Source organism: Thermus aquaticus, assembly GCF_001280255.1.
GTDB classification, from domain to species: domain Bacteria; phylum Deinococcota; class Deinococci; order Deinococcales; family Thermaceae; genus Thermus; species Thermus aquaticus.
The window spans coordinates 553,885-567,898 of sequence record NZ_LHCI01000106.1 but is presented as its reverse complement, the minus strand read 5'-3'; the positions used below and the strand labels follow the sequence as shown (position 1 = coordinate 567,898).

Annotated in this window: 11 protein-coding genes, 2 tRNA genes, 2 rRNA genes and 1 pseudogene; 7 read left to right on the top strand and 9 right to left on the bottom strand. The window is 66.3% G+C overall.

Annotation, left to right across the window (positions count from 1 at the left end):
* The first annotated feature begins 2 nt into the window (after nt 1–2).
* Genes gatB through BVI061214_RS04000 form a run of 3 tightly spaced genes read left to right on the top strand, consistent with a single transcriptional unit; the run spans nt 3 to nt 3,045 of the window.
* Nucleotides 3–1,412: an Asp-tRNA(Asn)/Glu-tRNA(Gln) amidotransferase subunit GatB gene (gatB, locus tag BVI061214_RS04010; RefSeq protein WP_053767386.1), complete on the top strand. Its 1,410-nt coding sequence runs from the start codon at nt 3–5 to the stop codon at nt 1,410–1,412.
* 5 nt (nt 1,413–1,417) lie between these two features.
* The gene (purM, locus tag BVI061214_RS04005) at nt 1,418–2,419 is read left to right on the top strand and encodes a phosphoribosylformylglycinamidine cyclo-ligase (protein WP_053767385.1); all 1,002 of its coding nucleotides are present in this window, start codon (nt 1,418–1,420) and stop codon (nt 2,417–2,419) included.
* Nucleotides 2,416–3,045: a histidine phosphatase family protein gene (locus BVI061214_RS04000; RefSeq protein ID WP_053767384.1), complete on the top strand. Its 630-nt coding sequence runs from the start codon at nt 2,416–2,418 to the stop codon at nt 3,043–3,045. The genes purM and BVI061214_RS04000 overlap by 4 nt, the downstream gene beginning before the upstream one ends.
* A gap of 31 nt (nt 3,046–3,076) precedes the next feature.
* Here BVI061214_RS04000 and BVI061214_RS03995 read toward each other — a convergent pair.
* The 3 genes from BVI061214_RS03995 to BVI061214_RS03985 form a co-directional block, all read right to left on the bottom strand.
* Nucleotides 3,077–3,152: transfer RNA gene (locus BVI061214_RS03995), tRNA-Gly, on the bottom strand.
* Between the two features lie 11 nt (nt 3,153–3,163).
* A 5S ribosomal RNA gene (gene rrf, locus BVI061214_RS03990) occupies nt 3,164–3,280 on the bottom strand.
* Nucleotides 3,281–3,359: 79 nt separating this feature from the next.
* Nucleotides 3,360–6,273 (bottom strand): 23S ribosomal RNA (locus BVI061214_RS03985).
* Between the two features lie 143 nt (nt 6,274–6,416).
* Between BVI061214_RS03985 and BVI061214_RS03980 the strand changes: the two genes are divergently transcribed.
* Entirely contained in the window at nt 6,417–6,764 is a 348-nt protein-coding gene (locus tag BVI061214_RS03980) for a phage holin family protein (RefSeq protein ID WP_053767383.1), read from the top strand.
* Here BVI061214_RS03980 and BVI061214_RS03975 read toward each other — a convergent pair.
* The 4 genes from BVI061214_RS03975 to BVI061214_RS03960 form a co-directional block, all read right to left on the bottom strand.
* Complete coding sequence (locus tag BVI061214_RS03975; protein ID WP_053767382.1) at nt 6,761–7,192, bottom strand: CBS domain-containing protein; 432 nt, start codon at nt 7,190–7,192, stop codon at nt 6,761–6,763. The two genes, BVI061214_RS03980 and BVI061214_RS03975, sit on opposite strands and share 4 nt — an antisense overlap.
* Before the next feature lie 47 nt (nt 7,193–7,239).
* On the bottom strand, nt 7,240–8,046 hold the full coding sequence (locus BVI061214_RS03970) for a universal stress protein (RefSeq protein ID WP_053767381.1): 807 nt from the start codon (nt 8,044–8,046) through the stop codon (nt 7,240–7,242).
* Entirely contained in the window at nt 8,043–9,176 is a 1,134-nt protein-coding gene (locus BVI061214_RS03965; RefSeq protein ID WP_053767380.1) for an MFS transporter, read from the bottom strand. The genes BVI061214_RS03970 and BVI061214_RS03965 overlap by 4 nt, the downstream gene beginning before the upstream one ends.
* A gap of 83 nt (nt 9,177–9,259) precedes the next feature.
* Nucleotides 9,260–9,336 (bottom strand) — tRNA-Arg (locus tag BVI061214_RS03960).
* 44 nt (nt 9,337–9,380) lie between these two features.
* Here BVI061214_RS03960 and BVI061214_RS13205 point away from each other — a divergent pair.
* A complete protein-coding gene (locus BVI061214_RS13205; RefSeq protein WP_053767379.1) occupies nt 9,381–11,192 on the top strand; it encodes a peptidylprolyl isomerase in 1,812 nt (603 codons plus the stop codon).
* A 56-nt stretch (nt 11,193–11,248) separates the two neighbouring features.
* Entirely contained in the window at nt 11,249–12,823 is a 1,575-nt protein-coding gene (locus BVI061214_RS03950; RefSeq protein WP_053767378.1) for a phosphoglucomutase, read from the top strand.
* A 157-nt stretch (nt 12,824–12,980) separates the two neighbouring features.
* Here BVI061214_RS03950 and BVI061214_RS03945 read toward each other — a convergent pair whose 3' ends face one another.
* Together BVI061214_RS03945 and BVI061214_RS03940 are read right to left on the bottom strand one after the other, a co-directional pair.
* Complete coding sequence (locus BVI061214_RS03945) at nt 12,981–13,178, bottom strand: hypothetical protein (protein ID WP_053767377.1); 198 nt, start codon at nt 13,176–13,178, stop codon at nt 12,981–12,983.
* A 3-nt stretch (nt 13,179–13,181) separates the two neighbouring features.
* A pseudogene (locus BVI061214_RS03940) lies at nt 13,182–13,700 on the bottom strand (carbohydrate ABC transporter permease); the annotation flags it as partial.
* Nucleotides 13,701–13,730: 30 nt separating this feature from the next.
* On the opposite strand from BVI061214_RS03940, the gene BVI061214_RS12865 reads away from it, so the two are divergent.
* Nucleotides 13,731–14,014: transposase (locus tag BVI061214_RS12865; RefSeq protein ID WP_156303291.1), on the top strand; the 284-nt coding region annotated here is incomplete at its 3' end.

Here is a 14,014-nt window from a genome sequence, read left to right as displayed (position 1 = left end):
CCATGTTTGAGGCGGTTATCGGCCTCGAGGTCCACCTGCACCTCAAGACCCGGACCAAGGCCTTCTGCGGCTGCCCGGCGGACCCCTTCGGCGCCCCGCCCAACACCCACACCTGCCCCGTCTGCCTGGGCCTTCCAGGAGCTTTGCCCGTGGCCAACCGGAAGGCGGTGGAGTACGGCCTCAGGCTGGCCTTGGCCCTGGGAAGCCGGATCCCGGAAAGACTGGTCTTCCACCGCAAGAACTACTTCTACCCCGACCTGCCCAAGAACTACCAGATCAGCCAGTACGACCTCCCCCTGGGTCAAGGGGGTGCCCTGCCGCTAGGGGAGCGGATGGTGCGCATCAAGCGGCTTCACCTGGAGGAAGACGCCGGCAAAAGCCTCCACCTGGAAGGCCGCACCCTCCTGGACCTGAACCGGGCGGGAAGCCCCCTCATAGAGCTGGTCACCGAGCCCGACCTCAGGACCCCGGAAGAAGCCCGGCTCTTCCTGCAAAGGATCCAGGCCCTGGCCCAGACCCTGGGCATCTCTGAGGCCAGCCCCGAGGAGGGGAAGATGCGGGCCGACGTCAACGTCTCCGTGCGCCGGCTAGGCGAGCCCCTCGGCACCAAGGTGGAGATCAAGAACCTGAACTCCTTCAAAAGCGTCCAGCGGGCCCTGGAGTACGAGATCCGCCGCCAGACCGAGATCCTCAGGCGGGGGGAGAGGGTCAAACAGGCCACCATGGCCTTTGAGGAGGGAAGCGGCAAGACCTACCCCATGCGCACCAAGGAGGAGGAGGCCGACTACCGCTACTTCCCCGAGCCCGACCTCCCCCCGGTGCCCATACCCCAGCCCTGGCTGGAGGAGGTGCGGCGGGGCCTCCCGGAACTCCCCTGGGAAAAGGAGAAACGCTACCAGGCCCTTGGCATCAAGGCCAAGGACGCCGAGGTCCTGGCCTACACCCCCTCCCTGGCCCGCTTCCTGGACGAGGCCCTGGAGCTTAGCCTCGCCTCCCCCCAGGCCCTGGCCAACTGGCTCCTGGCCGACGTGGCAGGGCTTTTGAACGAGCGGGGGCTTTCCCTTGAGGCCACCCGCCTCACGCCTTTGGCCCTGGCCCGCCTGGTGGCCCTCTTTGAGCGGGGGGAGATCACGAGCCGCGTGGCCAAGGGCCTTCTCCCCGAGCTTCTGGAAGGGCGAGACCCCGAGGCCTTGGTGCGGGAGCGGGGCCTCAAGGTGGTGGCCGACGAGGAGGCGCTGAGGACCCTGGTGGCCGAGGTCATCGCCAGCATGCCCGAGGCGGCGGAGAGCGTGCGCCAGGGCAAGGCCAAGGCCCTGGACGCCCTTTTGGGCCAGGTGATGCGCCGCACCCGGGGGCAGGCCAGGCCCGACCTGGTGCGCCGCCTCCTCCAAGAGGCCCTTGGGGTAGGATAGGGGCGATGCGCTACGAGGAAGCCGGGGTCCACATCGCCCAAAAGGCCGAGGCCCTGAAGCGGGCCAAGGCCCAGGTGGAGGCCACCTACACCCCCGAGGTCTTACGGGGCCTAGGGGCCTTTGGCGGGCTCTTTGATTCCATGGCCCTCAAGGGGATGCGCCACCCGGTCCTGGTGGCCACCACCGACGGGGTGGGCACCAAGACCCTTCTGGCCCTGGAGGTGGGCGACGTCTCCGGCCTGGGCTTTGACCTGGTCAACCACTCGGTCAACGACCTCCTGGCCCAAGGAGCCAGGCCCCTCTTCTTCCTGGACTACCTGGCGGCAAGCCGCCTGGAGGAGGAGGTCCTGGCCGGCCTCCTCGCCTCCTTGGCCCAGGCCTGCAAGGCCCTGGGCATCCCCCTTCTGGGCGGGGAGACGGCCGAGATGCCCGGGGTCTACCGGGAAGGGGCCTGGGACCTGGCGGGCACCATGGTGGGGGTGGTGGAGCGGGAGGGCATCCTGGGCCCGGAGAGGGTGCGGGAAGGGGACCTCCTCCTGGCCCTGCCCTCCTCCGGCCCCCACACCAATGGCTACTCCCTGATCCGGAAGGTGGTGGCGGGACATGACCTTCTGGCCTTCGTTCCCGAGCTGGGGGAAAGCCTCAAGGAGGCCCTCCTCCGCCCCCACCGGGCCTATTGGCCGGAGTTCCTGCGCCTTCAGGAAAGCGGGGTGGAGATCCACGCCATCGCCCACATCACCGGCGGGGGAATCTGGGAAAACCTGCCCCGGGCCCTCCCGGAAGGCCTGGGGGCGGAGATCCAAAGGGGCACCTGGCCCGTGCCCCCCATCTTCCCCTACCTCCAGCGCCTGGGCCAGATCCCCGAGGAGGAGATGTTCCGGGTCTTCAACATGGGCTTGGGCCTCATCCTGGTCCTGCCGGAGGCCGAGGCCAGGCGGGCCCAGGAGCTGGTGGAAGGCTTCCTGGTGGGCCGGGTGGTGCCGGAACCGGGAATCCGCCTGTTATGAAGGAGCTCTGGCTTATTCGCCACGGCGAAACCGCCTGGAACGCAGAAAAGCGCTTCCAGGGACATCTAGATGTCCCCCTTTCCCCAGTGGGCATCGGCCAGGCCTTCCGCTTGGCCCAGCGCCTGGCCAGAAGCCGGCAGACCTTTGACAGCCTCCACGCCTCCGACCTGCGCCGGGCCTGGGAGACCGCCGAACCCCTGGCGGCCGCCCTAGGGCTTCCCCTTAAGACCACCCCCCTTCTTCGGGAAATAGACGTGGGAAAGCTAGCCGGGCTCACCCGGGAAGAGGCGGAGGCCCGCTACCCGGACTTCGCCCAAAGCCTCCTCCAGGACCCCTGGCACACGCCCAGGCCCGGCGGGGAAAGCATGGCCCAGCTGGCCCAGCGGTTCCAGGCCTTCCTGGAAGGCCTTCCCCCAGGCCGCCATCTGGTGGTGACCCACGGCGGCGTCATCCGCGCCGCCCTGAAGCTAGTCCTCAACCTGGAAGGGGACACTTGGCGGCGCTTCCACATCCCCAACACCTCCATCACCCGCGTCCTCTTTCCGGGCCTCGAGGTCCTGAGCGTGGCCGACGCTGGCCACCTGGAAACCTGGAGCGACTGGCTCTCCGACGAAAGCCTGCAATAAAAAACCCCCAGGACATCCTGGGGGGTTTATGTGGAGCGGGAGACGGGACTTGAACCCGCGACCCCGACCTTGGCAAGGTCGTGCTCTACCAACTGAGCTACTCCCGCGAAGGCAAAATCCCCCGCACCGACCTACTCTCCCAGGACCCTGCGGTCCCAGTACCATCGGCGCTGGCGCGTTTCACTTCCGTGTTCGGAATGGGAACGGGTGGTTCCACGCCGCTAAGGGCACGGGGGATTCTCGTGTTTTGCTTTTCAAAGAGCCCGCGCCACCGAGGGGCGGGGGACCTTGGCTGGGGTGGGTATAAGGGCAAAAGGGTCAAGACCTCGGACGATTGGGACCGGTCAGCTCAACGCCTCGCGGCGCTTACACCTCCGGCCCATCCACCGGGTAGTCTTCCCGGGTCCTTACCGGCTTTACGCCGTGGGAGGCCTCATCTTGGGGCGGGTTTCCCGCTTAGATGCTTTCAGCGGTTATCCCTCCCGCACATGGCTACCCAGCTTATGCCCCTGGAGGGACAGCTGGGAAACCAGAGGTGCGTCCCTTCCGGTCCTCTCGTACTAGGAAGAGCCCCCCTCAAGCCTCCTGCGCCCGTGGCGGATAGAGACCGAACTGTCTCACGACGTTCTGAACCCAGCTCGCGTGCCGCTTTAATGGGCGAACAGCCCACCCCTTGGGCCCTTCTTCAGCCCCAGGAGGCGACGAGCCGACATCGAGGTGCCAACCCTCCCCGCCGCTGTGGACGCTCGGGGGAGATCAGCCTGTTATCCCCGGGGTAACTTTTATCCGTTGATCGATGGCCCTTCCACACGGGACCACCGGTTCACTAGGCCCGGCTTTCGCCCCTGCTCGGCTTGCAGGCCTCACAGTCAGGCCCCCTTCTACCCTTGCGCTCTCCGGCGGATTTCCGTCCCGCCTGAGGGGACCTTTGGGCGCCTCCGTTACGCTTTAGGAGGCGACCGCCCCAGTCAAACTGCCCGCCAAGCGCTGTCCCCCGCTAGGGGTTAGGCCCCCAGTCGCACCAGGGTGGTATTTCACCGGCGCCTCCACCGCCCCCGAAAGGGCGGCTTCCCAGGCTCCCACCTATCCTACGCAGGTGCGACCAAGAGCCAACACCAGGCTGCAGTAAAGCTCCACGGGGTCTTTTCGTCCTGCCACGGGTAGGCCGCATCTTCACGGCCAGTTCAATTTCACCGGGTCCCTCGCCGAGACAGCGCTCCGGTCGTTACGCTTTTCGTGCAGGTCGGAACTTACCCGACAAGGAATTTCGCTACCTTAGGACCGTTATAGTTACGGCCGCCGTTCACCGGGGCTTCGGTTTGGGGCTTGCACCCCTCCCCTTGACCTTCCGGCACCGGGCAAGCGTCGCTCCCTATACCTCCTCTTACGAGTTCGCAGAGAGCTGTGTTTTTGGTAAACAGTCGCCAGAGCCTATTCACTGCGGCTCCCAAGCGGCGCCCGAAGGCGCCACCGGGAGCACCCCTTCTCCCGAAGTTACGGGGCCAACTTGCAGAGTTCCTTGGCGAGGGTTCTCCCGCGCGCCTTAGTGCTCTCGCACCCGCCCACCTGTGTCGGTTTGCGGTACGGGTTCCCGTGGGTTGTGCTTAGAGGCTTTTCTTGGCTCCCTGGCTTCGGGGGGTTGTCACCCTCACGGGCTTCCCCACCACGCAGAGCCCACGGGAGGCGGATTTGCCTACCTCCCACCCTGCGCTTCTGGCCGGGCTCGTCCATGGCTCCGGTCCCCCTAGCCTAGAGCGTCCCCCCATCGCACCCACGGGAAGGGCCGGAATATTAACCGGCTGTCCATCGGCTACGCCTTTCGGCCTCACCTTAGGTCCCGCCTAACCCTACGCTGACGACCATGGCGTAGGAACCCTTGGGCTTACGGCGACAGGGATTCTCACCCTGTTTATCGTTACTCATGCCGGCATTCGCACTTCCCTTCCCTCCAGCCGCCCTCACGAGCGACCTTCATCGGCATCGGGAACGCTCCCCTACCGCCTAGGGCTTGCGCCCTAGGCCCGCAGCTTCGGCGCTGGGCTTAAGCCCCGCTCATTTTCGGCGCAGCGCCACTCGACCAGTGAGCTATTACGCACTCTTTAAAGGATGGCTGCTTCTAAGCCAACCTCCTGGCTGTCTTCGCGGCGCCACATCCTTTCCCACTTAGCCCAGACTTGGGGACCTTAGCTGGCGGTCTCGGTTGTTCCCGCGCTCGGACGCGGACGTTATCGCCCGCGCCCTCACTCCCAGGCTCCACCTGGGACCCTTCGGAGTTTGACAGGGTTTGGTAGGCTGGTGGGCCCCCTAGCCCTATCAGTGCTCTACAGGCCCCAGTCAGCGCCTGAGGCTGACCCTAAAGTCATTTCGGGGAGAACCAGCTATCTCCGGGTTCGGTTAGCTTTTCACTCCTAATCCCAGCTCATCCGAGGGGTTTGCATCCCCCACCGGTTCGGGCCTCCACTGGGTTTCACCCCAGCTTCACCCTGGCCAGGACTAGCTCACCCGGTTTCGGGTCCACGGCCGCGGACTTCGCGGGCCGCACGCGGCCCACCTGCGCCCTATTCGGACTCGGTTTCCCTACGCCTCCGCCTTACGGCTTAAGCTCGCCCACGACCGTGAGTCGCCGGCTCATGCTTCAATAGGCACGCCGCAACCCCTAAAGGGGCCGCGACTGCTTGTAAGCCCACGGTTTCAGGTTCTATTTCACTCCCCTCCCGGGGTTCTTTTCACCTTTCCCTCACGGTACTGGTTCACTATCGGTCACCCGGAGTACTTAGCCTTAGGCGGTGGTCCGCCCAGATTCCCCCATGGCTCCACGAACCACGGGGTACTCGGGTACCCTCACCTATCCCCTCACCTTTCGCCTACGGGGCTTTCACCCTCTCTGGCGCTGCTTCCCAGACAGCTTCGGCTAGGCTAGGGATTCGGCATCTGAGGGCCCCACGACCCCGCCCGGACAAGCCGGACGGTTTAGGCTCTTCCCCTTTCGCTCGCCGCTACTCAGGGAGTCGCTTTCGCTTTCCTCTCCTCTGGGTACTGAGATGTTTCAGTTCCCCAGGTTCCCCCCGCACAAAGGCGGTGACCCGTGTTCCCACGGGCCGGGTTTCCCCATTCGGACATCCAGGGATCAACGCTCGCTACCAGCTCCCCCTGGCTTATCGCAGGTAGCCACGTCCTTCATCGGCTCGGGTGCCAAGGCATCCACCGTGGGCCCTTAGCATCTTGACCCTTCAAGGACCACGCAGAACGTGGCCCGTGGCTTCCATCCATCCACCCCAGCTTTCAAGATCCCCCGCCGCCCATCGGGCAGCGCAAACATGAATCTACCAGATGCCCTAAAAGGTGTCAAGGGGCTCAGGTAGACTCTCCTTATGCGCGGCCTTCTCGCCCGCCTCGTGCTCAACACCTTGGCCCTTTGGCTGGTAAGCCTCCTTTACCCCGGGGTGAGGTTTACCCCGGGGGCGGGGCTTGCCGATTACCTGGTGGCGGGGGCCATCTGGGGCCTGGCCAACGCCCTCATCCGGCCTGTCTTTTTGTTCCTAACCCTGCCCCTGAATCTGCTCACCTTGGGTCTATTCACCCTGGTGATCAACGGGGCCATCCTCTACCTGGTGGCCCAGGTGACGGCCCTCGAAGTCCAAAGCTTCTCTAGCGCCCTGGTAGGGGCCATCCTCCTCTCCCTGGTCAGCCTGGCGCTGAACTGGCTTTTCCGGGACTAGTGGTTCTCGGAAATGTAACGGGACAACTCCTCAATGAGCATCTCCTGCTCGGTGATGATGGCCTTAACCGCATCCCCGATGGAGATGACCCCCACCACCTTTCCCTCCTCCACCACAGGCAGGTGGCGCACCCGGTGTTCGGTCATAAGGCGCATGGCTTCGGCTAGGTCGGCCTCTGGGCGGATGGTGACCACCTCCTTGGTCATGACCTCCTCCACCCGGGTGTCCCTGGAGAAGCGGCCCAGGAGGACCAGCTTGCGGGCGTAATCCCGCTCGGAAAAAATGCCAACGAGCTCCTCCCCCTCCATGACCAGGAGGGCGCCTATGTCGTGCTGGGCCATCCTCTCCAACGCCTCCAGGACCGTGGCCTGGGGGCTGATGGCGTAAACCGCACCCCCCTTGCGCAACAGGACCTGCCGGACCGTCATAGACCCCCCTTTCCTTTAGGGGGTCATTATACCAAAAGGCGCCTCCCTTATCGGGCCGTGAGGACCGGGCCCACGGCGTGGCGCACCACGTACTCCGCCGTGCTCCCCAGCACGAGCCGCCGCACCGGGGCCCCCAGGGCCAGAAGGTCCGAAGGCTCCTGGAGGCTCAGGAGGTGCTCCGCCGGGTCCCCGGCGAAGGCCAGGGCCTCGGTGGCGATGCCCTGGTCCTTGAGGTAGGTCTCGGCCTCGAGGGCCCAGACCCCCGCCTGCACGGGGTCATCATGCACGCTCACCACCCGCACCCTGAGCCCAAGGGGCTTGGCCAACAGGGCCAGGGTGTGCATGGCCCTCACGGCGCTTTCCGAGGCGTTGTAGCCCAGAACGGCCCCCTCCAGCTCCACGTAGTCCACCGGGGCCAAAAGCACCGGGGTGGGCGAGGCCCTCAGGACCCGGTCCACGGTGCTCCCCAAGCCGGCGAAGCTCCCGCCGTGGGCCGCCCCGCTCCGCCCCAGGACCACCAGATCCGCCATACGGGCGTAGCGCAGGATCACCTCGTGGGGCAGGCCCGTTTCCAGAAGGGTCTCCACCTGGAGGCCCGCCTCTTCGCCGCTCTTCCGGATGCGCTCCAGGATGGCCTCCCCCTTGAAGGTGAGGGCTTTTTCCAGCTCCTCCCGGTAAACGGGCAGGGGGATGGTGAGGGCCCCCAGGTCCAAAAGCTCGGGCACCCGGATAAGGCGCACGTCCCGCACGAAGAGGGCCAGGAGCTTGGCGGAAAGCTTGTAGCTAAGCCACTCCGCCAGCACCTCCGCCCCCCGGGCCTGGGGAGAGCCGTCCGTGGCCAGAAGGATCCTCATGCCCCCATCTTACGGGCTTCCCCCACGGAGCAGGCCAGGAACCAGGCGGGAAGGATCAGGCTCCCCAGGGCCAGAAGCACCGGGATGACCCCGTAGGTCTCTATGAGGTGGCCGATGGGAGCGTAAAAGAGGCCGGCGAAGCCCCAGGTGAAGCCCATGAGGAGGCCCGAGACCGTGGCCGTGTGGCCGGGCGCCAGCTCCTGGGCCATGACCACCGCCACGGGGATGCCGGCGTTCATCAGGGCCCCGGTCACGGCCAGAAGGAGGAGGTAGAGGGGGTTTTCCGGAGGCAGGAAAAGGAGGCCCAGGTAAAGGGGAAGGCCAAAGCTAAGGGTGCCCACCAGAACGGCCTTGCGGCCCAAGCGGTCGGAAAGGGTACCCCCCAGGAAGGCCCCCAGGGTGGCGGAGAAGCTGTAGACCGAAAGGGAAAGGGCCGTGTAGGCGTCGGGGATGCCCCTCTGGGCGTACCAGTAGGGCAGGGTGGTGGAGAAGCTCATGAAGACCAGGCTCCTCAAGGTGGCCATGCCCCAAAGCCGGGCCACGTCCCCGCGGAAGACCCGCAGGAAGTCGGCGAGGGCCGCAGGCCTCCCCTGTCGCCTCACCGGGGGCAGGCGCAGGAGGAAGAGGGCGGGGACGAGGGCCAGGGGGGTAAGCCAGAAAAGCCCCTTTAGCCCCCAGGCCCCCGCGGCCCAGAGGGCCACGATGGGCCCCAGGGAAAGGCCCAGGTACCCCGACGAGCCGAAAAAGGAAAGCCAGAAACCCTTGCGGTCCCTGGGGGCCAGCTCCCCCACCAAGCTGGCCCCGGAGGCGTGAAAAAGGGCCGAGCCAAAGCCCGCAAGCCCCAGGACCAGGAGGAGGACCTCAAACCGGGGCCAAAGCCCCACGGAGCCCATCCCCAAGGCCACCAAGAGGGGCCCCAAAGCGGCCAGGAGCCTCCGGTCCATCCGGTCAGCGATGAGGCCCGCCAGGGGCTGGAAGAGGCTTCCCGTCAGGGAGTAGACGGAAACCAAAAGCCCCGCCGTGCCCAGCCCCACCCCGAAGTGGGCCATGAGCTTGGGCAAAAGCGGGGTAAGGAAGTTGGAGAAGAGGTCGTTGACGGCGTGGAGCCAGGCGAGGAGGAGGGGCAGCACCCTCCCATGCTAAACCCTTTTCTCAGGAAGGGTGTGTTAGAATCCCCACGTGCTGCGGGCTTTCCGGGAGCTAAAAAGGAAAATGGCGCGCCCGAGAGGACTCGAACCTCTGACCTTCGGCTCCGGAGGCCGACGCTCTATCCAGCTGAGCTACGGGCGCACTCAAGCGGAAGTACTATAGCACGGGAAGAAGGAGGCGGTCAAGTGTTTGGCATCAACAGGCGAGCGGTAACCATCCTTTTCGGCTTTTTGGCCTTGGCCTTCGTGGTGGGGGCCATCCTCCTCTTTACCCCTCAGGCGGGGCAGGAGGCCAAGGGCAAACCGGTCCTTTGGGTCAACGGAAAGGCGGTCTACGAGCTGGACCTCCTCAGGCTACAGGGGAATGACCCCCTTTACGCCGCCAACCCCCAGGGCCTCCTCAAGGTCCTGGTGGACACCCACTTCCTGGAGCAGGTGATTCTCACCGAGGCCCTCAAGCAGGACGCGGCCCGCATCCGGGTGGGGAGCGCCGAGGTGCGCAAGGAGGTGGACCGCATCCGGGAACAGTACGGCCTGAGGGACAAAAAGGCCTACGAGCAGTTCCTGAACCAGATCGGGTACACCGACGCCCAGCTCAGGGCCGAGATCAAGGCCCAGCTCCAGATTCAAAAGCGCCTGGAGCAGGTCCGCTCCTCCGCCAAGCCCACGCCGGAGGAGGTGCGCTTCTACTTTGAAGTGCACCAGGAAGACTACAAGACCGAGCCCCGGGTCCAAGCCCGCCAGATCGTGGTGGACGACAAGAAGGTGGCGGAGGAGGTCCTGGCCAAGGCCAAGGCCGGGGAGGACTTCGCCGCCTTGGCCAAGAAGTACTCCAAGGTGGGGGCGGAGCAGGGCGGCGCCCTGGGGGCGGCCCCCGGGGAGAGCGCGCCCAAGCCGGTGACCAAGGTGGTCTTCCCCGAGAAGGTGGCCGAGGCCGTCTTCGCCCTCAAGGGCCCGGGGCTGGTGGGGCCCATAGAGGCGGGGGGGCGGCACTACATCGTCAAGGTGGAGGCCTACCTGCCGCCCAAGGTGCCCACCTTTGAGGAGGTCAAGGACCAGGTGGAAAAGGACGCGGGGGATGCGAAGGCCAATGGGGCCCTCGAGGCCTACCTGGAAGACCTGAGGAAGAAGGCCCAGGTGCGCTTCGCCGAGGGCGTGGGCTACGTCTACAAGAACCCTACGGTGGCCACGGTAAACGAAAGGGAGATCCTTCTTTCCCAGGTCCTTCAGCCCGTTTTCTCCAACCAGCAGACGGCCGCCCTCATCCAGCAGGGCCTGGGGGAGCTGGCGGTGCAGTTCTTCCTGCCCCAGACCCTGGAACGCCTCGTGGACCAGGAGATCCTGGTAGGAGCGGCCAAGAAGAGCGGGAAGCCCTTTATTGGCTCCAAGGACGAGGTGGCCCAGGCCTACCTCCTCTACGAGACCCGGGACGTGACCGCCACCGAGGCCGAGGCCAGGAGGTTCTACGCCGAAAACCCCGCCTTCTTCACCGTACCCGCCAGCGCCGAGGTGGTGGGGGTGGTGTTCCAGGAAGAGGCCAAGGCCAAGGCCTTCCGGGAGGCGGCCCTGAAGGCCAGCGACCTCCAGGCCCTGGCCAAGGCCCACGGGGGCACGGTGACCGAGTACGGCGCCGTGAACCCGGGCCAGCTCCCGGCCGTGTTGGACCGCCTGGTCTTCAAGGTGAAGGAGGCCTTTCCCAAGGGGTCCTTGGGCGAGGTGAGCGAGGTGGTGAAGCTGGAAGACGGCACCTTCACCGTCCTCCTGATCAAAAACCGCAAGCCCGAGGAGCTGAAGCCCTTTGAGGCGGTGAAGGAGGAGGCCCTCGAGGGCGTCATAAACCGCAAACGCCAGGAAAAGGCCCAGGCCCTCATCCAGAAGCTTCGCCAGGAGGCCAAGATGGAAAACCGCCTGGCCCAGGTCCTGGCGGAGCTCACCCCCAAGACGGGGGAAAAGCCCAAAGAGGAGGCCCCCAAGCAGGAAGCCCCGGCCAAGCCCTAGAGTCTCGGGAAGCCAAGGGGAGGCCTTTGGCCTCCCTTTTTCCTTAAACTGGCCATATGGAACCCCAGGAGCTCACCACCCTCCTCACCCTCTACTACGAGGCCAAACCGGACCCGGAAAACCCCCTGGAGCGCGTGGCCTTCGGCACCAGCGGCCACCGGGGGACGAGCCTCAAGGCCACCTTCACCGAGGCCCACGTCGTGGCCATCGCCCAGGCCATCGCCGACCTTAGGGAGAGCTTTGGGGCCTCGGGGCCCATCTTCCTGGCCAAGGACACCCACGCCCTCTCCGAGCCCGCTTGGGCCACCGCCCTTTCGGTCCTGGCCGCCAACGGCCTCGAGGTCCTGATAGACCAGGGCTACACCCCCACGCCCCTGGTCTCCCTGGCCATCCTGGAGCACAACGCCAAGAGCCCGGCCAAGGCCGACGGGATCCTCCTCACCCCCAGCCACAACCCCCCCGAGGACGGGGGCCTCAAGTACAACCCCCCCACGGGGGGCCCGGCCGACACCCGCATCACCAAGGCCATTGAGGCCCGGGCCAACGCCCTCCTCCGGGAGGGCCTAAAGGGGGTGAAAAGGCTTCCCCTTAAAGAAGCCCTCTCCCGGGCCAAGCCCTTTGACTTCGCCGGGCTTTACGTGGAGAAGGTGCAGGAGGTGGTGGACCTGGAGGCCATCCGGGCCTCGGGCCTCCGCCTGGGGGTGGACCCCCTGGGCGGGGCGAGCCTAGGGGTCTGGGAGCGCCTGGCGGAGGCCTACGGGCTGAACCTGGAGGTGGTGAACCGCACCATAGACCCCACCTTCCGCTTCATGCCCCCTGACCACGACGGCAAGATCCGCATGGACTGCTCCAGCCCCTACGCCATGGCCGGCCTCCTGGCCCTCAAGGACCGCTACGACCTGGCCATCGGCAACGATCCCGACGCCGACCGCCACGGCATCGTCACCCCAAGGGGGCTCATGAACCCCAACCACTACCTGGCGGCGGCCCTGCACCACCTCTTGACCACCCGGGCCTGGCCGGGGGCCAAGGCGGGGAAGACGGCGGTGACCAGCGCCCTTTTGGACCGGGTGGCGGGGGAGCTGGGCCGGGAGGTCTACGAGACCCCGGTGGGCTTCAAGTACTTCGTGGAGGGCCTCTTGCAGAGCCGGCTGGGCTTCGGCGGGGAGGAGAGCGCCGGAGCCAGCTTCCTGCGCCAAGACGGCCGCCCCTTCTCCACCGACAAGGACGGGATCCTCCTGGGGCTTCTGGCGGCGGAGATCATGGCCCGGCGGGGCCAGGCCCCCGACGAGCTCTACGAGACCCTGGTGGAGCGCCTAGGCCGCCCCCACTACGCCCGCAAGGACCTGCCCGTGACCCCCGAGGCCAAGGCCCGGCTCTCGGAGCTGACCCTCGAGGCGGTGGGCAAGGAGGTGGCGGGGGAGCCCATCCTCCGGGTTCTTACCCGGGCCCCCGGCAACGGGGAGCCCCTGGGGGGCCTGAAGGTGGTCACGGAAAACGCCTGGTTCGCCGTGAGGCCTAGCGGCACCGAGGACATCGTCAAGGTCTACGCCGAAAGCTTCAGGGGGGAGGAGCACCTAAAGGCCGTCCTGGAGGCCGCCATGGCCCTGGTGGCGCGCCTTCTGGCTTAAGCGCATCTCAGGCCCAGCGGGCCCAGGCTTCCCCTTTTCCCAGGTCCAAAAGAAGCCGCCCCTCCCGCCAGACCCCTCCCCGGACCCGAAGGGGCTTGGGCATCCCCAGGACCTCGGCCATGATCCCTTCCCGAGGCTCTTCCAGAAGCGCTTTCCGTCAAAGGCGCCGCGCACCTCCCTCCAGACCCCCTCTTCCTGGCCGTCCCCCTCGTCCTCGTAGACCGGAAGGGTGCTGGAAGAAGAGGACCCGCCAGGCCCTCACCCCCTCCTTCTCCACCGCCTCCACCCGGGAAGCCAGGCCCTGGGGGGCCTCGAGGTGGACAAAGGGCACGTCCCAGGAAAGGAGGTCCTCCACGGCCTACCCCTTGACCGCCCCGGCGGTGAGCCCGGCCACGATGCGCTGCTGGAAGATGAGGACCAGGACCACCAGGGGCACGGTGACCACCACGCTGGCGGCCATGATGGAGCCCCAGGGAATCTTAAAGGGGCTGGCCCCACCGAAGCTGGCGATGGCGGGGGGAACGGTGCGCACTGCGTACCCCACGGTGAAGGTGAGGGCGAAGAGGTGCTCGTTCCAGGCGGCGATGAAGGCCAGAAGCCCCGTGGTCACCAGGCCCGGCCCCGTGAGGGGGAGCATCACCTTCACCAGGGTCTGCAAGGGGGTGGCCCCGTCCACGTAAGCCGCCTCCTCCAGTTCCCTGGGAAGCCCCCGGAAGTAGCCCACCAGGACCCAGACGGTGAAGGGAAGGGTGAAGAGGAGGTAGGAGAGGATGAGGCCCAGGTGGGTGTTGAAGAGGCCCGTCTGCCTAAGGAGCATGAAAAGGCCCCCCAGAACGGAGATCTGCGGGAACATGGTCATGGCCAGGACGATGTAGAGGCTGTCGTAAAAGGGTGGTATCCTTGAAGGGTGCCTCTTAGACGATGTTACCCCAGCGACCTAACCGACGAGGAGTGGGCCCTCCTGGAGCCCCTCATTCCCGCCCCCAAGCCCGGCGGCCGGCCCGCCAAGGTGTCCAGAAGAGAGATCATGAACGCCATCCTTTACGTCCTGAAGAACGGCATCCCCTGGCGAGCCATGCCCCATGACCTGCCCCACTGGTCCACCGTCTACCACTACTTTCGCCAGTGGCAGAAGGAGGGGGTGTGGGAGAAAGCGGTGCAAGCCCTGGTCCGCCGGGACCGGGAGCGAGA